The sequence below is a fragment of the Bacteroidota bacterium genome (assembly GCA_020402865.1).
Lineage (GTDB): Bacteria > Bacteroidota > Bacteroidia > Palsa-965 > Palsa-965.
Genome location: JADBYT010000003.1, coordinates 1 through 21801, shown reverse-complemented (window position 1 = coordinate 21801; position 21801 = coordinate 1). Strand labels below are relative to the sequence as shown.

Annotated in this window: 18 protein-coding genes; 7 read left to right on the top strand and 11 right to left on the bottom strand. The window is 48.7% G+C overall.

Annotated features, from left to right (window positions below):
* The 3 genes from IM638_03275 to IM638_03265 all read right to left on the bottom strand — a co-directional run.
* Positions 1–2590: PKD domain-containing protein (locus IM638_03275; GenBank protein ID MCA6362031.1), on the bottom strand; the 2590-nt coding region annotated here is incomplete at its 3' end.
* Positions 2591–2878: 288 nt separating this feature from the next.
* On the bottom strand, positions 2879–3283 hold the full coding sequence (locus IM638_03270) for a hypothetical protein (protein ID MCA6362030.1): 405 nt from the start codon (positions 3281–3283) through the stop codon (positions 2879–2881).
* On the bottom strand, positions 3283–6621 hold the full coding sequence (locus IM638_03265) for a SpoIIE family protein phosphatase (protein MCA6362029.1): 3339 nt from the start codon (positions 6619–6621) through the stop codon (positions 3283–3285). Before IM638_03265 ends, IM638_03270 begins: the two co-directional genes overlap by 1 nt.
* Before the next feature lie 120 nt (positions 6622–6741).
* On the opposite strand from IM638_03265, the gene IM638_03260 reads away from it, so the two are divergent.
* The 3 genes from IM638_03260 (at position 6742) to IM638_03250 (ending at position 8531) form a co-directional block, all read left to right on the top strand.
* Positions 6742–7287, top strand: a complete 546-nt coding sequence (locus tag IM638_03260; protein ID MCA6362028.1) for a hypothetical protein — start codon at positions 6742–6744, stop codon at positions 7285–7287.
* A 37-nt stretch (positions 7288–7324) separates the two neighbouring features.
* On the top strand, positions 7325–7867 hold the full coding sequence (locus IM638_03255) for a hypothetical protein (GenBank protein MCA6362027.1): 543 nt from the start codon (positions 7325–7327) through the stop codon (positions 7865–7867).
* Positions 7868–8015: 148 nt separating this feature from the next.
* A complete protein-coding gene (locus IM638_03250) occupies positions 8016–8531 on the top strand; it encodes a GNAT family N-acetyltransferase (protein ID MCA6362026.1) in 516 nt (171 codons plus the stop codon).
* A 23-nt stretch (positions 8532–8554) separates the two neighbouring features.
* Here the strand turns inward: IM638_03250 and IM638_03245 are convergent, their stop codons facing one another.
* Positions 8555–9820, bottom strand: coding sequence for an MFS transporter (locus IM638_03245; protein MCA6362025.1), 1266 nt, complete (start codon positions 9818–9820; stop codon positions 8555–8557).
* Between the two features lie 105 nt (positions 9821–9925).
* Here IM638_03245 and IM638_03240 point away from each other — a divergent pair, with 105 nt between their 5' ends.
* Both IM638_03240 and IM638_03235 read left to right on the top strand, forming a co-directional pair.
* Complete coding sequence (locus IM638_03240) at positions 9926–10603, top strand: hypothetical protein (GenBank protein ID MCA6362024.1); 678 nt, start codon at positions 9926–9928, stop codon at positions 10601–10603.
* Positions 10587–11429 carry an alpha/beta fold hydrolase gene (locus IM638_03235; protein ID MCA6362023.1) on the top strand — a complete coding sequence of 281 codons (843 nt, stop codon included), beginning with the start codon at positions 10587–10589 and terminating at the stop codon, positions 11427–11429. The genes IM638_03240 and IM638_03235 overlap by 17 nt, the downstream gene beginning before the upstream one ends.
* Before the next feature lie 5 nt (positions 11430–11434).
* Here the strand turns inward: IM638_03235 and IM638_03230 are convergent, their stop codons facing one another.
* The 7 genes from IM638_03230 to IM638_03200 all read right to left on the bottom strand — a co-directional run bounded on the left by IM638_03230 (position 11435) and on the right by IM638_03200 (position 18296).
* A complete protein-coding gene (locus IM638_03230) occupies positions 11435–11680 on the bottom strand; it encodes a hypothetical protein (GenBank protein MCA6362022.1) in 246 nt (81 codons plus the stop codon).
* 6 nt (positions 11681–11686) lie between these two features.
* Positions 11687–13834 (bottom strand): response regulator, encoded by a 2148-nt coding sequence (locus IM638_03225; protein ID MCA6362021.1) that lies wholly within the window; start codon positions 13832–13834, stop codon positions 11687–11689.
* Positions 13835–13864: 30 nt separating this feature from the next.
* Complete coding sequence (locus IM638_03220; protein ID MCA6362020.1) at positions 13865–14278, bottom strand: hypothetical protein; 414 nt, start codon at positions 14276–14278, stop codon at positions 13865–13867.
* A gap of 42 nt (positions 14279–14320) precedes the next feature.
* Entirely contained in the window at positions 14321–14695 is a 375-nt protein-coding gene (locus tag IM638_03215) for a hypothetical protein (GenBank protein ID MCA6362019.1), read from the bottom strand.
* Between the two features lie 21 nt (positions 14696–14716).
* Positions 14717–15826, bottom strand: coding sequence for a hypothetical protein (locus tag IM638_03210; protein MCA6362018.1), 1110 nt, complete (start codon positions 15824–15826; stop codon positions 14717–14719).
* Positions 15827–15909: 83 nt separating this feature from the next.
* The gene (locus IM638_03205) at positions 15910–17052 is read right to left on the bottom strand and encodes an SPFH domain-containing protein (protein MCA6362017.1); all 1143 of its coding nucleotides are present in this window, start codon (positions 17050–17052) and stop codon (positions 15910–15912) included.
* 173 nt (positions 17053–17225) lie between these two features.
* Positions 17226–18296 carry a hypothetical protein gene (locus IM638_03200; protein ID MCA6362016.1) on the bottom strand — a complete coding sequence of 357 codons (1071 nt, stop codon included), beginning with the start codon at positions 18294–18296 and terminating at the stop codon, positions 17226–17228.
* Positions 18297–18379: 83 nt separating this feature from the next.
* Between IM638_03200 and IM638_03195 the strand changes: the two genes are divergently transcribed.
* Positions 18380–19636 carry an NAD(P)/FAD-dependent oxidoreductase gene (locus IM638_03195; protein ID MCA6362015.1) on the top strand — a complete coding sequence of 419 codons (1257 nt, stop codon included), beginning with the start codon at positions 18380–18382 and terminating at the stop codon, positions 19634–19636.
* Between the two features lie 83 nt (positions 19637–19719).
* Complete coding sequence (locus tag IM638_03190) at positions 19720–21690, top strand: PD40 domain-containing protein (GenBank protein MCA6362014.1); 1971 nt, start codon at positions 19720–19722, stop codon at positions 21688–21690.
* The last annotated feature ends 111 nt before the right edge of the window (positions 21691–21801 follow it).

Sequence of the window (21801 nt, the reverse complement as noted above, 5' to 3'; positions counted from 1 at the left end):
TTTGCCCGCTGCAAAGTGTGGAATCGCTTAACGGGGGCGGAGCGGGTGTAAGGGAAATGAGTATTGTATCGGTATTGGTGCAGATGCCATTATTTACTTGCACCCAGTAAGTGCCGGGTGTAGCGGGTGCAATGGTTTGTGTGGTGGCAGCGGTTGACCAGTTGTAGGTGAATCCGGGGTTGCCGGCATCGAGTATAAGATTGCCCAAACTTGCGCACAGCACAGTATCTGCACCGAGGTTTACTACCGGCTCAGGCAGCACAGTAATGTTGAGGGTAAGCGTATCGCCGGTTACGCAGCCCAAACTGCTGGTTGCAATAAGTGTAACTGTATATATCCCGGGAGTAGTGTAAATGTGGAAAGGAGAAAAAGTAGTTATAACGGGCGAACCATCGCCAAAGTCCCAGATAAAGTTTGTACCGGTGCTTGTATTGTTGAATGAAACAGTAAACGGTGCGCACCCCGTATCGCCCAAAAGTGTTTCGGCGCGGGCCTGTGCAGGAGGTGGAACCTGCAGGTCGAATTTTACTGCACACATATCATCCGTAATATTGGGTGAAGTAGCATAAGCACCCGGGGTGGCTTGAAAAGGGAAATTCAGCGCGGCAACGGTCTGATACAACACACCACTGCGCGAGAAGCGGCTCATGCCTCCGTAGGTATGCGCACCGGTGAGGTGTGTGGCATAAATTAACGAAGTTGCATTGGGAGCAAGCTGTGCTACGTACAACCCTCCATTTAGCGCTGTATTATTGGGGTAAAGCGCATTGGGAGTAGTGGGGTAGTTAAAACCGTTGACACCGGCAACGTAAATGTTCTCGCAATCATCAACCGTAAATGCAGTCATGATAAGCTGAACTGTGTTGGGTGTGGAATTACCAATCCGAGTGGCAAAAATAACATTGCTTAGCGTAGCATCCATTTTGGTAATCATTACGCTGCTGTTTGGGTTTGAATACACTCCTGCGGTGATGGGCGGGCCAGAACTCAAACCGAGCAATGCCATTCCGGCGAGGTAAACTTCTCCAGCAGCAGTTAGTTCGGTATGCACAAAATGTTCTGTACAAACCGGAATGCCGTAGTAAGTGGATGCCACAATTGCCGTGGCATTGGCATTTAACCTTGTTACATAAGCATCAATTGCTCCCCCCAAAGCAGTTTGATAAGCTCCCGGAGTAACCGGGAAGTTTGAACTGCTGGTGGCACCGCATACGTAAATATGGCCATTGGCCGGGTTAACACGCAATGACCGCGAACCGTCGGTTAAGCTCCCCCCCAGATAGGTAGAAAAAATAAGACTGCTGAGCGTGGGCGGCATAGAAAATACAACAGCATCCTGAAGTCCGCCGAATGTGGTTTGTGCAGCCCCCGGGGTTACCGGAAAATCAGCCGAACGCGAATTACTGGCTACATACACATTGCCATTGGCACCAATAATAATTTCTGAACGCGCTGTAAAACTTCCTACCAGAAAATCGAAACCATCCTGGTTGGAGCCGCCAATAAATGTAGAACCAAGCAGCGCCGATCCGGTGGCATTAAATCGTGTAATAATAATATCGTTAGGGCCGCCTATTACAGCGTCGTAAGCAGCAGGTGTAACCGGATAATTTGGCGATGCTGAATACCCCATAATATAAAGCTCGCCCGCCGGACTAACAATCATACTGAATACTGCTTCAGCACTAATACCACCTATGTAGGTGGAATAAATTTGCGTAGAGGCAGTAGTGTCATATTTGGTAATAACAATATCATTGGGGCCGCTGAATGTGGTACTGTATGCACCTACAGTGGTAGGATAACCGATATTGGTACAGCTGCCTGATGCATAAATATTACCCTGATCATCATAGGTACCTGAGTAAGAGAAAAGCGGTATAAGTGAGCCTGAATAAGTGGCTCCAACCACCACCGGGTCGATAATGAGTGGTAATTGTTTGTTGTAACCATCGGGAAAAGCAAAGCTCAATACGTTTCCGTTAAGCTGATATGCGCAGCGTACCGGAATTTCAATGCCGTTCAGGACTTGCCAGGCCACGGGGCGTTGTTCTGTTACATCGCCGCTGCTCAAGGCAAGCAGCAATGTTCCGTCTGACTGCAACCGGGGTGTAATGCCTTCATAATTCAAATTGATTTGTGATACATCGGCACCGGCTGAAACAATAAAATCATACTTAAACCAACTTCCCTCACTTTTTGCATGAAGGTCAATACCGCTATATAATTCCGAATAATACACACTTTCAAACCGCTTTACTAAACCGGCCCATTTTTTCTCATCATTTCCAATAAAGTAGTTGGAATAGGCATTCTGCCTGGAACGTCCTTCTGCAACCACTGCCGGCAAAGAATTTCCGAAATGCACGCTCCAGGCATGGCATCGAATTAACTGACCGGAATCAACGGCTGTAATTTCTTTTGCCGAACTGATCTTATCGAGATCGGCTGTGTGGTAATTATTGAAGGTAAAACGGTCTTTTTCCAGAAAGACGGCTCCCCCTGATACATTGGCCTTAAACATTACCTGTGAAGGCCACTGATTTTTGTTTTCTTCGTAATAAACTTGTTTGGGAGAATTTAGGGCCAATGAAAATTGGTCAGTATGAATATCAGTTCCGTGTAATGTTTCAGTCCCCAACAGAAATACTATACACATTAACAACGCGTTAAAAAATGGAGCGGCAACAGGCGTCTTTTTATTCATTTACAGGAGCTTAGGGAGGCTTAGGTAAATAACAATGTATTGCGGGTTTTGTTCTCCCGTAACCATCTTCAAAATACTAATTACACCTAAAGAACGAACCTTAGGGTGAAACAGTTAGCCTTAATATTAATGGTCTTTCGCAGGCTCTTACAGAGCTGAAGGAATTTTCGCTTATTCCCACATCACACAATTCATTCCCCAAAACACTTCGGTACACACGGGCTGCCCGTTCAGCTTACCGGTTGTCCATCCTTTCATGGTTGCTATTTTGTTTTTGAGTTCCTGCGCAGTGGCTGCAGGGCCGTTGAAATAGGGTAGTCTTATATCAGTAATCGTTCCCTGTGCATCCACAGTCATAACTACCAGCAGTTTGGTGATGTGCTGTTTTTCGGCTGCGGGCAGTTTTTGCAGCACAGGCAGCAAGTGTTGTTTCATAAACTTCATCAGCGAGTCGTGGCCTGGCGCATATTCACAGCCGGTTTGCCCGGGTGTGTAAACCTGGTCGCATTGAGCCTTTGCGTGTATGCCGGGCAAACACAACAATAGCAAAACCATAATGCGAAAGATGTAGTTCATCACACAATTTTTATTCCGGCCACCAGCACATCGTCGATCTGCTCGTTGGTTTCGCGCCAGTTTTCGAATTCAGTTTCGAGAAACAGCATCTGTTCGTTTACCGGGAGAGTGTGTATGCCGGTGAAAATTTCGAGCAGACGTTTTACCATTAGTTTTTTGCCATTTGGGCCGCCAAACTGATCGGCATAGCCATCAGTAAAGAAGTAAAGCATATCGCCTTTCTCCGCTTTGAAGCTGTGTGCGGTGTAGGTGCGTTCGCGCGTGTCTTGTGCGCCGCCAATGGGATAGCGGTCGCAATCCATTTTGCGCAGCGTACCGTTTGCATGCACTACCACCAGCGGCCGCAGGGCACCGGCATATTGAACGTTATTTTGTTCAAACGTACACACAATCATATCCATTCCGTCGGTAGTGTCTTGTTCCGACTGATCCTGTTTGAGAGCCGCGCGTACCCCGATGTTCATTTCGCGGAGTATTTCGGCCGGTTCAGTGATGCCTTTTTCAAGTACCAGCTGGTTCAGCAGATTATGGCCTATTACACTCATCAATGCACCGGGTACACCGTGGCCGGTACAGTCGGCCACCACAAAAATTTTGCGGCCGTTTTTCTCTGCAAACCAGTAAAAATCGCCGCTTACAATGTCTTTCGGGCGATACAGGATAAAGTTTTCGGGGAAATGATTGGTGATGTGTTCCAGTTCGGGTAAAATGGCAAACTGAATGCGCCGTGCATATTCAATGCTGCTGGTAATGTCTTCGTTTTTCTGCGCAAGTTCGCGGGTGCGCTCGGCTACCTTTTCTTCAAGCACACGTTTTTCTTTTCTGATTGACGCCGTGCGCAACCGTGTAAATAAGATTACCACAATTACAGCCAGCAACACACACACGGCATAAAACCAGTTTGTACGCCAGAAAGGCGGTTTCACTACAATATGCAGGCTGAGTCCGTTTTCGTTCCACTCGCCGCTGCTGTTGCAGGCGCGTACGCGCAGTGTGTAGCTTCCGCCGGGCAGGTTGGTATAACTGATAAAGCGGTTGTTGGTTGCCGGCGACCAATCGTCGTCAAATCCTTCGAGTTTGTACTGATACAGGTTGCGTGAAGGATCCACAAAGTCGAGCGCAGCTACCTCAAACTGGAAATAATTATCGCGCCAGCTTACCTCAATGCGGTTGCGTTGGGTAATGATGGAGTCGTTAAACATCACTTCTTTTTCGAAGCGTTTGTATGAGGTAATGAAAACGGGCGGTGGCTGTGAGCGACGATTTATTTTCTGAAGATCAATTATGTTTATGCCTTCCTGTCCGCCAAACACAATTTCGCCTTTGTGTGTGGCTGCATAAGCTCCCTGATTAAATTCGCCCGATTGCACGCCGCTTCCGGGAGTAAAGTTCCGGAAACATTCAATGCCTTTCAGGGTGGGGTCAAACAGGGTAACGCCGCGATTGTGGCTTAACCAGAGTTTGCCGTTCATATCCACCACAATGCCGTAAATATTATCGCTCGGCAGCCCGTCACGTTCATACCAGGAGGTTATGCTTTGTGTGCGCTTATCGTAGCGGTTAATACCGTTTGAAGTAGAAATCCAGATATTGCCGTTCAGATCTTCGGTAATGCAGTAAATCAGGTTGGCCGAGATGGATTTATTATCCGCATCGTTGTGCTGGATGAGTGTGAGCGCACCTGTTTTCGGGTTGCGGCACATCACTCCGCCGCTGCGTGTACCTATCCACAACGTGCCGTCTTTTTCTGCATAGAGGCAATTGATGTCGTTGCTCACCAGGCCCGACGAGTCTTTGGTGAAATGTGCGTATTTGCCGGTAACAGGGTCAATTTCATACAGCCCTTCTTTCAGCGTGCCGGCCCATACGTGTCCGCTCACAGGGTCTTCTGCAAGACAAAGCACGGTGCCCAATCGATTCACATTTTTGGGCGAGTATTTGATAATTTGTCCCGTTTCCGGAAAATAGCGGTTAATTCCATCGCCCCATGTGCCAATCCATAAACTGCTGTCGCGTGTTTCAAGCAGTGAAAGCACGGCATTGTTGCCTGATGTGGACAGTTCGGGGAAATGGGTGTAAATGCCGGTAGAACGATGCAGCCGCGAAATACCTCCGCCATATGAACCAATCCAGAGATCACGTTTATAGTCTTCCAGAATAGCAAAAATTTCGTTGCTGCGCAGTGTGTTGTCTCCCACGCCGGGACGTTCGGAGCGGCGAATGTGGGAAATGATCGACGACGATTTAAAGCTTACATCAATGCCATCGCCGTTGGTGCCCAGCCAAACGTTAAAATTTCGGTCGGCATACACCACTTTTACAGAAGTAGAACGTATAGAGAATTTATCGCGGGCATCGGGCACGTATTGCTGAAACAGTCCGTCGTTCCGGCTATACACATTCAGCCCTTTTTCATACATCCCCAGCCAGATATTGCCTTCGCCGTCGTCAGACATACTATGAATACGGCTTTTGCTTTGCGGATGGGTGAGCAGAATACCGATAAATTCATTTTGATTCAGATCAAACACGGCCAGTCCCGCGCCATCAGTACCCACCCAGAGCTTGTCTTTGTCAAACACCAGCAGCGAGCGCACCTGATTTACTTTTTCCGGAAACTGCAGCATCTGCGAAAGCACTTCGGTGGTGCAGAACCGGCGTATCTGGCTCTCAGAAAAAATATAGGTATAAAACTTCCCTTCACTTTCGTTGAACCGGCTTATGCCACTGCCGTATGTACCCACCCAAATCCTGCCGCTTTTGTCAACAGCCAGCGCATAAATGCTTTTCTCCGGCAAACTGAACGGATCGTTGGCGTTGTATGTCCACGTTTTGAACTGCTGTGTTTTTCGGTCAAACAAATTAAGCCCGCCATCGGTTCCTACCCAGATGCGGTTTTGCGTGTCCATTACAATACTACGTACAATGTTGTTGGTGAGTGCCCCCCGCTTACCTTTAGCTGCGGCATAATGTGCAAACTTGTCTGTGGCCGGATTAAGCACGTTTACACCGCCACCATTCGTGCCAATCCAGATATTGCCCAGATTGTCTTCGCAAAGAGAATAAATGAAATTGTTGGAAAGTGAAGTCGTATCGCCCGGAATCCGTTTATAGATCTTAAACGTATAGCCATCATAGCGGTTAAGTCCTTCCTGTGTACCAAACCACATAAAACCGTTATGATCCTGCAAAATACAGTTCACCACAGATTGAGAGAGGCCGTTTTCGCGCCCGATATGGTTGAATTTAAAATCCTGTGCCTCCAGCAGCAACGGGCACAGCAAGGCTATAAAAGCCGGCAGTAACTTTGATTTTATCCAACCTGATTTGCAGTACATACAGCAGGTGAAGGTAGCAAAAACAGTTTGGGATGCAAAGCCTGCTTATTCATTGAAAACCTGTTGTTTTGATATAAATAGGAAATAGGTTTTCTTTGAATCCACGTAACCTCCGTTTCTATGAAAGATACTTTCCGTTTCGCCCCCTCCAACCGGCGCTATTTACTTGTAATTCTGTTTATGGCTATACTCGGCATTATGCTGGCTGTCGGTCATTTTTACCTGCTTCCTGAAAGTGGCTACAGGCTGGGTATAATCCTTACAGCATTGATTTGGATTGGTATGGGAGCCGCCGTGCTGGGCATTATACTAAGCATTTTCCGCATGGTTACCGGCAAAAACGTGTATCTCGAACTCAATACACAAGGCATTAAAAGTACGCTGCTGCTTACCCAAACGCTCGAAATACCCTGGCTGGCCATACGCGGCTTTGAACTCCGCAACGATGTAATTCAAAAAGTAATTGCCGTGCATTTGTGGAACGAAGCTGCTTTTCTTGATTATCGCCGCCAAACTACGGGCAAAGCCTGGCCGATGGCCGATACAAACCGCACAATGTTTGGCACGGCAATAATTTTACCTACGGTGCTGCTGAGTGTGAAAGCGGCTGAGGTAGAGAAAATGCTCAATGAGTATCTCTCAAAATATGGCCAGCCGGTACGCTAACATTCAGAAGGTTAATTATCCTTTTAATTAATAATAAATGGAAGATCGTTTGCGATTTGCTCTGGATCCGATAAAATATTTGCTGGCTATTTTCGCAATGATCGCTATGGCCTTTGTTATTCTTATTTTACTGTATTTTGTTTATGCCGGTGTGCCTTTTACCCAGTTAAGCATAGTAGTCTATCTGTTGGGGGCACTGGGCATTGGAATTGCGCTTGCAGGAATCGGACTTATGTTTTTTCGATTTTTTAATCTTCGCAGGCAATATTGTGAGCTTTCGCCAAGAGGTGTTATATATGCGCTTGAGCCCAAACATAAAATTGAACTTGCATGGTCAGAAATTGAACGTATCGCTTTATTTGAAGGTCATTTCAAATTCCATTTTGTGGCCATCTATCTTGTTGATGAAGAAGAATATTTAAAGCGTCATTTAACGCTCAGAGGCAGCTACCTGCCGATGGCTTCCCACCGAAAAAACACATATGGTACATCTGTTGTTTTTTCTGCTTCTGTATGGAAAATACATGGCAACAAACCGTTTTTTGATTATCTCGACGAGTATCATTGTAAGTTCTCCTAAATTTAGTTTTAATTAATATTTGGAAGTATTTCTTCATTTGGGTTGCAGAAATCAAAGAATAAATAATTTCCATGCCTTGAAGTTGCAGTACTTGAGAATTTATTGGATATATTCGTAGGTATAGCCTGCAAAATAATTGTTATGTGGTATGCAAACTGATTCCATTCAACTACGTCCGTGGCGGGAAAGCGATCTCGGCAATCTTTTAAAGTATGCAAATAATATAAATATTGCAACTAATCTTACCAACGGTTTTCCGCATCCCTATCCGCGCGAAAAAGGCGAGGAGATGATTGCCAAGGTAACCAAAGCTGATCCGCCCAATATTCTGGCAATTACCCTTAACGATGAATTTATCGGCAGTATCGGCTTGCATTTGCAGCCTGATATTTTCTTCCGGAATGCCGAGCTTGGTTACTGGGTTGCCGAACCCTTCTGGGGAAGAGGATTCGGCACACAGGCTATTACTCAGATCACTGCTTACGGGTTTGCGCACTGGGCCGAAATTGAACGCATTTTTGCCCGTCCGTTTGGTTCAAACATCGGATCACAGCGGGCGTTGGAGAAAGCTGGTTTTACGCTGGAAGCTCATCTGAAAGGCACAATTTTTAAAAATGGCCGTGTAGAGGATGAGTTGATTTATGCTGTAAGGCGAAAGCCTTGATGTTTGCCAGCCGGAAGCAATGTTCAGGTAAGCTTATTGAGATTAAGTTTACGCAGTTTCGGAGCCGTAAGCATCACCATCATTACCACAAAAATGGTCATGCAACCGCCAATGGCTACCGAGCGTTGCAGTCCGAAAATGCGTGCTGCCGCGCCCGATTCAAACTCGCCGATTTCGTTGCTGGAGCCAATGAAAATGCCGTTTACTGCGGCTACACGTCCGCGCATGTGATCGGGCGTGAGCAGCTGGAGAATTGTGCTTCTGATCACCACGCTGATATTGTCGAACGCCCCGCTGAGCAGCAGAAAGGCAAACGAAAGCCATAGCCATTTAGAAAATGCAAAGCCGATAATGCAAAGTCCGAAGCCGATAACGGCAATGTACAGGTTGCGGCCGGCTTTGCGCGTGGGCGGGTAACGCGTAAGAATCAGGCCCATGAGGATGGCGCCAATGGCGGGTGCGGCACGCAGCAGGCCGGTAATGTAATCGGCATGGCTGCCTGCGTGCAGCACTTTATCGGCAAAAAGCGGAATCATGGCTACGGCGCCGCCAAAAAGCACGGCAAACAAATCGAGCGAAAAGGCCGAGAGCATGACCTGATTGCTGAACACAAAGCGGAAACCGCTGGTGAGGCTTTGCAGCAGCGGCTCTTTCTTTTCGCGCGGGGGCAGGGCATGGTCAGTAAGTGGCAGTGCAAAAAACAAACTCAGCGTAATAAGCGAAGAGCAAATTGCATACGCCACCGAAACGCCCTGCCAGCCAAAGAGTACGCCGCCCAGCGCCGGGCCCAGCACAGCGGCAATTTGCCATAAATTGCTTTGCCACGTGGCCGCATTGGCATACAGGGCGCGGGGTACAAGCTGCGCAAGCATGGCCGGGAACACCGGGCCCAGAAAGCCGCGCGCCACTCCCGTGCAGAAAATAATGCCGTAAATGGGTGCTGTGCCGTAACGATTCATCAATACACTGCTTTCGCTCACGGCAAATAACGCCCACGAAGCTACTGCCAGAAAAAGAGTAGCCGTAAGCATAATCCGCTTGCGTCTCACCACATCGGCCACGTGGCCGGCAAACACAGCCAGCACAATAAACGGTATGGCTTCGGTCAGACCAATAAGTCCGAGCATCCACGGATCGCTGGTGAGTTTGGCTATTTGTATGCCCACCACCACGCTTTGAATCTGCACACCCACGGTAAGCAGAAAACGCGCCGAAAGAAAAAGACTGAAATCGCGGATGCGCAATGCCGCATACGGATCATGCGGAAGCTGTGGTGCGTTGGAGGCCAAGTGCGGTGAATCTGATGTGCTGCAAATTTAACAGCCCTGAGCCGATATGGTTCATGCATTTTTCACCGGTTTTCAATTAAGTTTGCACATTGAAACCTGAAATCTATGCTCCGTCACACGCTTATTCCGTTTGTGCTGCTGCTCGCTTCCTGCGGCGGTGCCGATAATGCGCCCAAAACCGATAGTACAGCTCCGCAGGCTGATGCATCTGCTCCGCGACAGATTGTGGGCGGCGGTAAAGAAAAGCCGGGCAACTGGGCCTATCCGCTCGATTCGGCCATGAACGCACTCATTATCGGTTATCCCGAAGGCTTGAAAACCGTAATTGCCGAACTGGCCGACAACGAGTATCTGAAAGATAAAACCCGCAGCACGATACGCCTGCTCAATGTGAAACAAACCGAATTGTTTACCATTTCCATTTGCAAAAATGCAAAAGGCGAGTGGGTGCCCTATTCGCTGTTACTCACCAAGTACAATCCGTCTAACCTTCCCCCCGGACGTAAGCCGGTTATGCTTGATGAGCAGAATTACCTCACCTCAAACAAAGCCTATATAGGTTATTCGGAAGCCTATTTCCTCTCGTTGTTTTCTGCGCAGCCGCTTACCACCTGGAGCAAGGGCGATACGGTGTACTACACCCATCAGGCACAACCCAAAGATGCCAAACGGCTTACACTTTATAAGCCCGAAGACTATTCGGGGCTTTACAAGTTTGTGGATGGCAAGCTGCGCTGGATTGAACTTACCGTAAAGCCTGAGGCGTTTGAAAAAGTGCAGTGAGCATCATTTTCTGATTACCTTCCGCGATGGTTTGCCGATGGCAGCCAGCCTGGTGTTGCCGGAAAGCGGCGAAGGGTTTTCGCTGGTCATTTTTGTGCATGGCTTTAAAGGATTTAAAGACTGGGGCCATTTTCCGCTGCTCACGCGTATGCTGGCGGCTGAGGGCTTTGCGGTGCTGCGGTTTAATTTTTCGCACAACGGCACCACACCTGCGCAGCCTGATTCTTTTGCCGATTTGCCTGCATTCGGCCGCAATACCTATAGCCGCGAACTGAGCGATCTGGAAGATGTGCTCAACGCCCTGCCGCAACTGCCCGAAGCATCTCGAATTAACTTGCAGGCGCTTACACTCTGGGGGCACAGTCGCGGAGGCGGTATTGCCACGGTTTGTGCATCGGAACAAAAGCGTGTGCGCGCACTCATTACCTGGGCAGCCGTGGCCGATTTGCCTGCGCGTGTGCTTGGGGCCGATACCACCAGCTGGCGCCGCAATGGTGTAATTTATACCTCCAATGCGCGCACAAAGCAGGAAATGCCGCTGGGCATCGGGCTGTTGCTGGATACGGAGAAAAATGCCCCGCGTTTTGATGCAGCCGCAGCAGCTTCGCGTTTACAGATTCCGCACCTTATTCTGCATGGCGATGCTGATGCAGCCGTGCCGCAGCAGGAAGCCATGCGCCTGAAGCAAAATCACCCGGAAGCCGAATTGCATATACTGCCCGGCGCTGATCATACGTTTGGCGGAAAACATCCGTTTGAGTCGATGCAATTGCCCGCACACGCGCAGGAGGCGTTTGCAATAATGCTGCGCTTCTTGAGTAACTAAACTGCTTATCTGCCGCTGCGTTCAAGAGCCGCTTTCATATCCAGATACATGGCATTGAAACGGTCGATGCAGGATTTCAGAAAAGCATCGTCGGCCAGTTTTTCAATGGCTTCCACACCGGGCGCCTGTTCGGCAGTAAATTTATAGACCTGTTCCATAGGACCTGCTTCCATTTTCAGCAGGTATTTTTCGTTCATGTGAAAAATGGTAATGCCAATGGAAGGATGAGGAATTCGTCCGATAATGCGCATAGCGGCTTAATTGTGTTTTTCTAATTCTTCGGCAGCTTTCCGGCAGGTGCTGATAAGTGTATTCACCAGTTCGCGAAAGGCAGAAGAGGTTACTTCTTCCGGTGTGGCAGTTTCAATCTGACTGATTAACGGCAACACAGCCACATCGAGTCCCACAAAGGTAATGGTTGTGCGCATGCGGTGAATTACACGTAAAATTTCGGTCAGCGACTTGTTTTCGAGTGCGTGGCTAAGTTCTTTTGTTTCCTGATTATTCTCTGAAATAAATTGCTGAATCATTTTCGTTACAAACTCTTTATTGCCGTTTGAGAGTTTGTGCAGATAAGCAAGGTTGGTAAGTTGTCCGGTTGTGTGTGTGCTTTCGGCAACAATATATCGGCTGATGCAGTGGATGAGTTGTGCCGGAGTAAAAGGTTTGTTTAGGAATTCGTTCATTCCGGCTTTCATTCCTCTTGTTATTTCGGCCTCGCCGGCAGCTGAAATGCCGATTACGGGTAATTGCAGATTAAGTTCATTTCGAATTTTCAGGGTAATTTCCTCGGCGTTCATTTCCGGTAAATTGAAGTCGAGCATCACCATGTCGTACGTATGCTTGCGGAGCATTTCAATTACTTCACTGCCGCTGGTCACCAGATCATACTTCCAGAGTTTATCTTCGAGCGTGGCGTGAATGAGCTGTCGGCCCAGCGGATGATCTTCGGCAATGAGCAGGTGTTTGTGTGCGGATATCTCAGGAGAATTTTCCAGAATAGTTTCATTTACTATTGAAAAGGGCAGGGTAACGGTAAAACGTGTTCCTTCGCCCACGCGGCTGCTTACGGCCACGCTTCCGTCCATGAGTTCGGTAAGCTTACGCACAATGGAAAGTCCGAGTCCTGTGCCGCTATATTGCCCGTCGTGTCTGGGAACAGCCTGATAAAAACGCCTGAAAATTTCCTGATGCTGGTTGGCCGGAATGCCAATACCGGTGTCTGAAACCTCAAATGCGAGCCATACTTTGCGCTCGGTTTTATTTGTACACTGAATGTGGATTACAATTTCGCCCTGGTGGGTAAATTTTATGGCATTGCTCACCAGATTGATCAGGATCTGACGCAGGTGTCCGGGGTCGCCTTTTACATTGCGCGGAACTTCCTTATCAATATTCAGATCGAGGTTAATTCGTTTTTCGGCAGCCATGGGCAGAAACATGGTTTGCACATGTTCAGCCTGTTCGCGCACAGTAAAAACAACGGCGGCCTTTTGCATCATGCCTGCTTCCATTTTCGAATAGTCGAGCACGTCGTTAATCACTTGCTGCAAACTTTCGCCCGAACGGCGCAGTGCTTCCAGTTGCCGGCGTTGACGGGGAGTAAGCGCTGTGGCTGAAAGCAAATCGGCAAAACCCAGCAGCGCATTGAGTGGTGTGCGTATTTCGTGTGAGATGTGTGTAATAAATTGCTCTTTTCGTTGTAAGGCTTCTTCTGCAATACGTCGTGCTTCGCGCAACTCGTTGATGCGTTGTCGTAAGCTGCGCCGATAAATCAAGACTACAATAAGAATAAATGTTACCGCCACAAGAATAGCAGTAATGCGTAGGGTACGCTGTATTTCTATTTTTTCTGTTAGTTTGAGTATTTGCTGCGTACGTTGCAAAGTCCATTTTTCCTCAACATCCCTTATGTTTTCTAAAGACATAAAAATACTCAGGCAATATATGGCACAGGCATTTTCTGCACGTTTTGAAAATGCCTGTAAAGTATCTTCAGACCGGCTCATCAGGATAATACTTTTCCCATAAGCCTTCATGTCCGAAAAATGTTCGGTAATGTTGTCGAGTATATGTTTCAGGCTGTCTGTACATCGCATTTTCGCGAGGTACAGATTTTTATCGGCCAGGTATGATTTCTCGTAGTACGTCTGAACAAGTGCACTGTCGAAACCATCGAGCAGTGAAAACTGCATCTCGTCCATTTCCCGCACCGTACGTTCAAAAGTTTCCAGATTATTCCCGAATTCCCAACTTCTCAGGTTTTCATGCTGGTTAGTGCTGATAATGCGCATGTACCGGTAAGAAATAATTTCCGGGATGAGATTACCGAATACGACTATTGCCAGCAGTATGGAAACAAGCAGACTGAGCCTTGATTTACGTTTTTGATCATCTGAAGCCATTGGCAAATGTGCAGGAGCAAACCGGACAAATTAGTTTACCGGCGGTTTGTAATAGCCTGAAAGATCGCTGTCGGTAGAGCGGAATCGGATAATCGTTTCGGCCAGATCGTGGTACACGGTAAACTGATGTTGTTTCAGCCACATGCCTGCTTTTTTGTCTTTATTGGCGGCATTGGCCGTAGCAGCCCAGAACACGCATTTATTCTGCATGAGCCAGCGGAACGCATCTTTATCGCCCATTACGGCATTGGCAAAAGCGGCCAGCTCATAAAACTTATTATCCACAAGCCACTTAAACGAGGCATCACGCCCGGCTTTAATGCAGGCCACGGTTTCAATAAGTTCACGGTAATCTCTGTCCATCAGCCAGTTGTAAGCTGCGGTGGGCGTCGGACCGAAGAGGTCGGTCATTTTACGAATGGCATCTCCGGAATACTGTTTCATGTGATTGCTGTAGTTCCCTGAGCGTAGGATTGCACAGCCGGATTATTCTTCATTCAAAACGGCATTTACCGCTTCCACAAGGTGAAGATACGCTTTATGTCCGTTCTTTTTCAACCATTCGAGCGAACGTTCGTCGCCCAGCACGGCGTGTGCAGCCATTGCCAGTTTGGCCTGCTTCCCGTCAAACAATGCCTGCACGGCAAACGGATCGCCTGTTACAGCGGTAATGAAAAGGCCCAGATCGTCGTGCCCGTTTTCGTGCAGCGTTTCCATGGCACCGTCGTCGTCATATTTCAGGGCATCAAGCAGCAGAATGAGTTCGGGTTTGCCCTGGCGCTGCAGGTTTTCCTGCGCTTTGTCCGAACCTTTCAGTGCATCGGCCAGCATTTGTATTTGTTGATCGCTATAAAAAGCCATAACCGCGATTTTGTAGAATGATTAATTTTTCTGAGCAATAAAGTAAATGATTGTACCAATAACGGCCAGACCGGCCAGCACGGCAAAGAAAATTTTCCATCCGCTGTAAGGTCGTTCGCCCTGTACTTCGCCGGTGCGGCCGTTAATCATAAAGCGATAAACCTTTCCTTTAAAGCGATATGCGCTGATCCAGATGGGCAGCAGGATATGTTTAAACGTAACGTCGTTGTATGTCGTATCGAGAGAAGTAACCTGCTGTACATCGCCGCCAATATCGCGTCTGGCCGATGCGCGAATTTCGCCATCCATGCGGTTTTTGGCTTTGTCGAAACCATTGCGCACATCAAGCTGATACTGCTCGGCCTGAAAACCGCTGAGTAACTGCTCGCTGAAATTGGTAAGCTGATGCAGATCCCAGGGTTCAAGTTCATTTGCGTATTTCTCTGGCAGCGAATTGCTGGCGTTAATCAGCACATCGTCAAACTCATTATACACGGTGCCGCTGGCCGGTGTCCAGCGTGTGCGCTGAACAGTGCGGGTTTGTGTTTGTCCGTTTACGGTGTATGTTTCGGTGGTGTAGTAATGATCGCCGCGCATACCGGTGTAATGCGAAACGGTATTGGAGTCGTAAGTCCAGTAGGGTATGTATATTCCTTTGAGTTTGTCTTCTTCTGCAAATTTTTTCAATGCATTGGGTGCAAACCAAAGTTTGCTGAGCCAGTTCTTAAATTCCTCTTTTCCTTTCTTTTTGTCGATGCTGAAAGGGAGCATGTATTTTGGTTTTATGATCTGGCAGGTACTTCCGCTCATAATTACCAGCGCGGTTCCGCAAAAAGCGCAGTTATCGGCTGTAACGTTTGGTTTGAGTGTGGTTGACGCGCCGCAGTTCTGGCATTTTACAACCGAAAGGCTGATTGTTTCGGCACTTTGCTGTGCGTTTGCAAGAAAGGCTTCAAAGTCAATTTCTTCGGCTTCGGCCACTGGCTGCACAAGATGTGCAATATCGTTGTGTGCGCCGCAATACTCGCAGCTCAGGCTTGTGGTACCGGGGTTAAAGCGCAGTAATGCACCGCAGTCTTTGCAGTTTACTTTGCCTTCAACTTCGTGTGTTTTTTCCGAAAAATCGTTCATACCAGTTCGGCAAAAAATCAAAGGTTTTGAAAGGAGAGAAGCACCGGAGTATTTGGCTCCGGTGCTTTTACAGTATGCTTAATTTAGATAGCCGGCGGGGGCGGCGGGGGCGGGGGGGCATTGAAATATGCGGCGAGTTCAGGCAGTGTATTTGCTGCAGCCCAGCCGGCCATACCGTTTTTCCAAACTACTGAGTCGGCACGCAACTGTCCGGCCTGAATCATTTGTACAAATGTAGCCAGCGGATAAGGCCCGCTTTGCTGACCGTTTACAGCCACGTAATATTGCTCCATGGGCGGGGGCGGGGGAGGTGTGCCCGGTGCGCCCGGTGCGCCACCCATTTGGCCGGTTTGCGGGTTAAACTGATTGTTCTGAAACATGTTGCCCATCTGGTTGCCCATGGCCCAGCCCATGCCCATGCCTACACCGGCACCGGCAAGTCCGCCACCCGGATTTTGCGCGGCCTGCTCCATGGCATTGGCTGCCTGAAACTGTGTGTATGCGCCCAGATTGCCCACAATGCCCATGCTGGTGCGCTTGTCGAGCACTTTTTCAACCTCTTCGGGAAGCGAAATGTTTTCGATGAGCAGCTTGGTGAGATCAATACCGATTTCGTTGAATTCAGGATTGATCTTCTCGTGAATCAGTTTCGAAAATTCGTCGTAATTGGCAGCCATATCGAGCACCGGAATTTTGCTCGAAGCCACGGCATCCGAGAAGCGCGTAACTACAATGTTGCGCAGCTGCTCGTTTATTTCTTCGGTTGTAAATTCATGGTCGGTACCCGCAATTTCTTTCAGAAACAGCTTAGGGTCTTTCACTTTCATGGCATACGAACCAAATGCACGTATGCGCAGCGGACCAAACTCGGCATCGCGCACCATAATGGGGTTTTTGGTGCCCCACTTGAGGTTGGTGAACTGACGCATGCTCACAAAATACACCTCGGCTTTAAACGGACTGTTGAAACCGTATTTCCAGCCTTTGAGTGTAGAAAGAATGGGAAGGTTTTGCGTGGTCAGTTCATACATGCCGGGCATAAACGCATCGGCCACCTGTCCTTCATTTACAAACACAGCCACCTGCGATTCACGCACGGTGAGTTTTGCGCCGTTTTTAATTTCATTTTGGTAGCGCGGAAAACGCCATACAATCGTGTCGTTCGAGCTGTCGGTCCATTCGATAATATCAATGAACTCGCCCTTAAGCTTGTCAAAAAGTCCCATGAGGCAGTTTGTGTTATTGTGTGGGTGAAAGATAATAATAATGCCTAAAGTGCGGCTATTTCCCGCCAATGAATTTAGGCATAAACGATGTGAAAAAAACTTAAATGTGAGAACTTATTCATTCCCCTGCGGTAAGAACCTGTCAGGCGCTGATGCACATTTCCGCATCCGGGTTATTTCACAGTCCACGGAATAAACTGCTTCCCGTTAAACTTACTTACCTGATTGCCGTTCGACACAAACCAGAGTTCGCCGCTCAGGTCTTTGAAAATAACCGTTACCGGATAGCCCGACAGGCCGTGTTCGGGGGTATAATTTGTCCATATATTGCCATCGTATTTCCACACACCGGCATCGGCAGTTCCCACCCAGATATGGCCGTTTTTATCTTCGTTAATGGCAAACACACGCGCCATACTTCCCGGTTTATCGGCATTCATTTGCCCGTTCAGAAATTCGGCGTTGCCGAGTTTTTGTTCTTCGGTAATGTTTCGCAATACCTTGTTATTATAAAAAAATAAACCTCCGCCATTGTTGCCAAACCAGTAATTTCCTTTCGAGTCCTGAAAAACACAACGCACCGCATAGCCGTCAAGGTTTTTTCCGGTAATATATGTGTAGCTGGTATCATTATACCAGCATACGCCTTTTTCCTGTGTGCCAAACCAGATGCGGCCTGCCTCATCTTTCATTAAATCGTAAACCGCGTAAGGGCGATAGCGATTATTGGCAGGCGGGGTGTAGGAGGAAGGATGAATGGTGAAATTGGTAAATGTGTTCCCGTTGTAAAAACTCAGTCCGTTCAGGTGGCCAAAAAACAGACCGCCGGGCGTGTAATGAAGTTTGCCGTAGGGCGCATGCTGCATACTGTCTGTATAATTAACAATACGGTTTGCATCAAGGCAGCAAATACCATCGCGCGTGTAGAACCAGATTTTGTTGTTTGCATCCTGCCTTATTTCCCATACAAAGTTGCTGCACAGGCCGTGTTTAGTGCTAATGTGCAGCATAGTGCGGCCGTCGTAGCGGAATACGCCTTCGCCGTTTGATCCGAACCAGTAATTGTGCTGCCTGTCCTGAAAAATGCAGTCAATTTCATTGCCGGGCTGTTTTACCGTATCACCAATATGTGCTACTTCTGTGTATGCAGTTGGTGCTTCAACAGCGGGCGATTGTTGTTCGCCGCAGGAAAGCAGAAGAATGAGTACGAGAAATGCGGTAACCAGTGGAAGTATCTTTTTCATTTCAAATGATCGTATTTGCTGTAAAATACGTGTGACAAGTTATGTGATTTAAGTTTAATTACTCCGTAAACTTGCAGTGGAAAATGTCAACCGCTCATACACATACGCTGGTGGTCATAGGCGGCGGAGCTGCCGGTTTTTTTGCTGCGGTAAATGCGGCCCGGCTCAATCCGGCCTTGCGTGTGGTGCTGCTCGAAAAAACCGATAAGCTGCTGAGCAAGGTGCGCGTGTCGGGCGGGGGGCGATGCAATGTAACGCATGCCTGTTTCGACAACCGCGAACTGGCGCAGCGGTATCCGCGTGGCTCGCGCGAGTTGCTGAGTGCATTCAGCCGGTTTTCGGTGAGCGAAACCATTGGCTGGTTTGCCGCGCGGGGCGTGGAACTGAAAGTGGAAGACGACGGGCGCATGTTTCCAATTACCGATAATTCGGAAACCATTGCAGCCTGCCTGCTGCGCGAGGCCGAAGCCACCGGCGTAGAAATAAAGCGCAAAACCGAAGTCCATCAAATTGAACATACCGATGCCGGTTTTGCACTGCACATTGCCGGCGGTGGCACTATACATGCGCAGCAGCTTATTGTGGCTGCGGGCGGGCATGCCAAAGCCTCGGCCTATGCGTTTTTGCAGCAAACCGGCCATTCACTTGTGCCGCCTGTGCCTTCGTTGTTTACCTTCAATATGCCGGGCAATCCGGTTACACAGCTCATGGGCGTAAGCAGCCAGCACGCCGTGGTTACTGCCAAAGACACTGTCCTGCACGAAGAAGGCCCCGTGCTCATTACACACTGGGGCATGAGCGGCCCCGCCGTGCTGCGTACCTCGGCCTGGGGCGCTCGCCTGCTGGCCGATAAGCAATACAAGTTTACCGCCCGCCTCAGCTGGCTGCCCGCACACAGCCACGAAAGCCTCACCGAATGGCTCCGCCTGCAACGCACTACACAGCCCCGGCAGCTTATCCGCAATGGTATTCCGCATCCGCTGCCGCGCAGGCTCTGGGAATTTCTGCTCGCCAAATGCGGCATCCCCGACAATCACACCTGGGCCGATATGTCGAACACGCAGCTGCGTACACTTACCGGTGTGCTGCTCAGCGACGAATATCCGGTAAGCGGCAAAACCACGTTTAAAGAAGAATTTGTAACTGCCGGCGGTGTGGCACTCCATGAAATTGATTTTAAAACCATGCAAAGCCGCCGCATCAGCGGATTGTACTTTGCCGGAGAGGTGCTCGATATTGACGGTATTACCGGCGGCTTCAACTTTCAGGCGGCATGGACAACCGCGTGGATTGCCGCCTGTGCGGCAGCGGGTGTGCCGGTAAATTCGGCGCTCGATTAAACTTTTCCCGATAAACGACCAATATTCGCGGTTTGCCGAATGAACTGACGAACAAAGCCCAAAGCCCATTACTTTTGCAGGGTATGAAAATTCGCTTGCTGTTTTTGCTGCTTTGCTGCAGCTTCTCGGTGCTCAGCGCACAGGATATCGATCTCGGAAACGGTTACCGCCGCGACCGTGGTGCACAGATACGCTTTGCCAAGGCCGAAGAATATTTCGGGCAGGGCTTTTACCTCGAAGCATTGCCGCATTACCGTGTACTTGAAAATAAATACGCCGCATCGCCGCTGCTGCTATACCGCATCGGCGTTTGTCTTTTATACAAGAGCGACGAAGTACTTCGCGCACTCGATTATCTCACGCAGGTAAAAGCCAAAAATCCGAAAGCGGCCGATATTGATTTTTATCTCGCCAGAGCGTATCACCTCAACGGCCGTTACGATGAGGCATTGATCAGCCTTGATGCGTTCAGCAAACAAAAACGCATCGACCCCGTGCGCCGCGCCGATGCCGACCGCCTGCGCCGCTATTGCAACAGCGCAAAAGTGCTCATTCAAAAACCGGTTGATGCCACCATACTTAATCTTCAATCGCCCGTAAACTCTTCAGGCTGGGAATACGTACCGGTGGTTACTTCCGACGATTCGCTGCTTATTTTCACATACCGTGGTCCGCTTTCGCGCGGTGGTTTGCAGCGTTATCCCGGTGTAAAGGATTCTACCGGCGAATATTTTGAAGATGTGTTTTATTCGCGTCGGAACTCATACACCGGTGCATGGAGCACGCCCGAAGCATTTGATACCCTTATTAATTCAAACGGACACGATGCAGCCATTGCGGGTTCAAACGACGGGCAGCAACTGCTTATTTACCGTGCCACGCCCGAAGACAATGGTGATATTTTCATCTCCAGCCTGTTCGGTAAAACATGGTCGTTTCCCGAACCTTTGTATGGCGAAGTAAATACATACAGCTGGGAAGGAAGTGCTTCGCTTTCGCCCGACGGGCGCACACTTTATTTTGCCAGCGAGCGCCCCGGCGGTTACGGCGGCCGCGATTTATGGATGGCCGAACTGCAGCCCGACGGCTCCTGGGGAAACGTGGTGAATCTCGGCCCAAACATTAATACCGCCGATAATGAGGATGCTCCTTTCATTCACCCCAACGGCACCTCACTCGTGTTTAGTTCTGAAGGCCACAACAGCATGGGCGGTTACGATATTTTTGTAGCCGAATTCAATGTGGCTGCCAATTCGTTTTCTGAATCAACCAACATTGGTTTTCCAATTAACACCGCCGGCGACGATAAGTATTTTGTAATTACACCCGATGGTAAGCATGGTTACTACTCGTCGGGACGGCCGGGAGGATTAGGTAATCAGGATATTTACAATGTGGAAATCAAACAGGGTTCACTGTTAGGTAATGTGGTAATGATTGCCGGGGTAATTACACTCGACGGACAACCTGTGCGTGGAAATGTGACCATTAAGTCAGACAGTACGGTGCTCAGCAAGTTTTATGTGCAAAGCAACAGTGAATCGGGACGGTATTTGCTTAATTTACCGCTTGGTCACCGTTATGAATTGTATTACGAAATTGCCGGTGTGGAGCGCATGGTGAAAGTGGTTGATACACGAACAATTACTGAATACACCGTTGTGCAGCAGGATGCCGCATTTGTTACTGCAGTCTCACTTGCAGGAGCAAGCAAAGCCGCAGCCGATACGCTTCTGGATTATAACGGAATTCTTGCCAAATACGGCAGCACCGAGGCGCAGGGACTTCTTTTCAGGGTACAGATTGCGGCTTATGCCTATCCTCAAAACTACCGCAACGGCAAGCTCGCCGAATTTGGTAAGCCTGATAATGTGAAGCTCGATGATGGAATTACCCGGTTTACGCTGGGCTCATTTAAAACACTTGCGGAGGCCGAAGCCTACCGGAAACAATTAATTGCCGCCGGCGCGTCTGATGCATTTGTTACTGCCGAGCGTTTCACCAAACGCTATTTGTTGAGTGAGTTGGTGAAAAATGATTTCTTCAGGAAATAATTAGATAGCTTGCTGGTGCCTTCGACAAGCTCAGTCGCCAGCGGCATCGGATTTTGCTGGTGCCTTCGACAAGCTCAGGCGCCAGCGGCATCGGATTTTGCTGGTGCCTTC

Excerpts from the sequence above, each read along its gene's own strand:
- IM638_03210 (MCA6362018.1), bottom strand. The coding sequence starts at position 15,826 with ATGAACGATTTTTCGGAAAAAACACACGAAGTTGAAGGCAAAGTAAAC.
- IM638_03230 (MCA6362022.1), bottom strand. The coding sequence starts at position 11,680 with ATGCGCATTATCGGACGAATTCCTCATCCTTCCATTGGCATTACCATT.
- IM638_03215 (MCA6362019.1), bottom strand. The coding sequence starts at position 14,695 with ATGGCTTTTTATAGCGATCAACAAATACAAATGCTGGCCGATGCACTG.
- IM638_03190 (MCA6362014.1), top strand. The coding sequence starts at position 19,720 with ATGAAAATTCGCTTGCTGTTTTTGCTGCTTTGCTGCAGCTTCTCGGTG.
- IM638_03200 (MCA6362016.1), bottom strand. The coding sequence starts at position 18,296 with ATGAAAAAGATACTTCCACTGGTTACCGCATTTCTCGTACTCATTCTT.
- IM638_03265 (MCA6362029.1), bottom strand. The coding sequence starts at position 6,621 with ATGTACTGCAAATCAGGTTGGATAAAATCAAAGTTACTGCCGGCTTTT.
- IM638_03270 (MCA6362030.1), bottom strand. The coding sequence starts at position 3,283 with ATGAACTACATCTTTCGCATTATGGTTTTGCTATTGTTGTGTTTGCCC.
- IM638_03250 (MCA6362026.1), top strand. The coding sequence starts at position 8,016 with ATGCAAACTGATTCCATTCAACTACGTCCGTGGCGGGAAAGCGATCTC.
- IM638_03220 (MCA6362020.1), bottom strand. The coding sequence starts at position 14,278 with ATGAAACAGTATTCCGGAGATGCCATTCGTAAAATGACCGACCTCTTC.
- IM638_03240 (MCA6362024.1), top strand. The coding sequence starts at position 9,926 with ATGCTCCGTCACACGCTTATTCCGTTTGTGCTGCTGCTCGCTTCCTGC.
- IM638_03260 (MCA6362028.1), top strand. The coding sequence starts at position 6,742 with ATGAAAGATACTTTCCGTTTCGCCCCCTCCAACCGGCGCTATTTACTT.
- IM638_03195 (MCA6362015.1), top strand. The coding sequence starts at position 18,380 with ATGTCAACCGCTCATACACATACGCTGGTGGTCATAGGCGGCGGAGCT.
- IM638_03255 (MCA6362027.1), top strand. The coding sequence starts at position 7,325 with ATGGAAGATCGTTTGCGATTTGCTCTGGATCCGATAAAATATTTGCTG.
- IM638_03205 (MCA6362017.1), bottom strand. The coding sequence starts at position 17,052 with ATGGGACTTTTTGACAAGCTTAAGGGCGAGTTCATTGATATTATCGAA.
- IM638_03225 (MCA6362021.1), bottom strand. The coding sequence starts at position 13,834 with ATGGCTTCAGATGATCAAAAACGTAAATCAAGGCTCAGTCTGCTTGTT.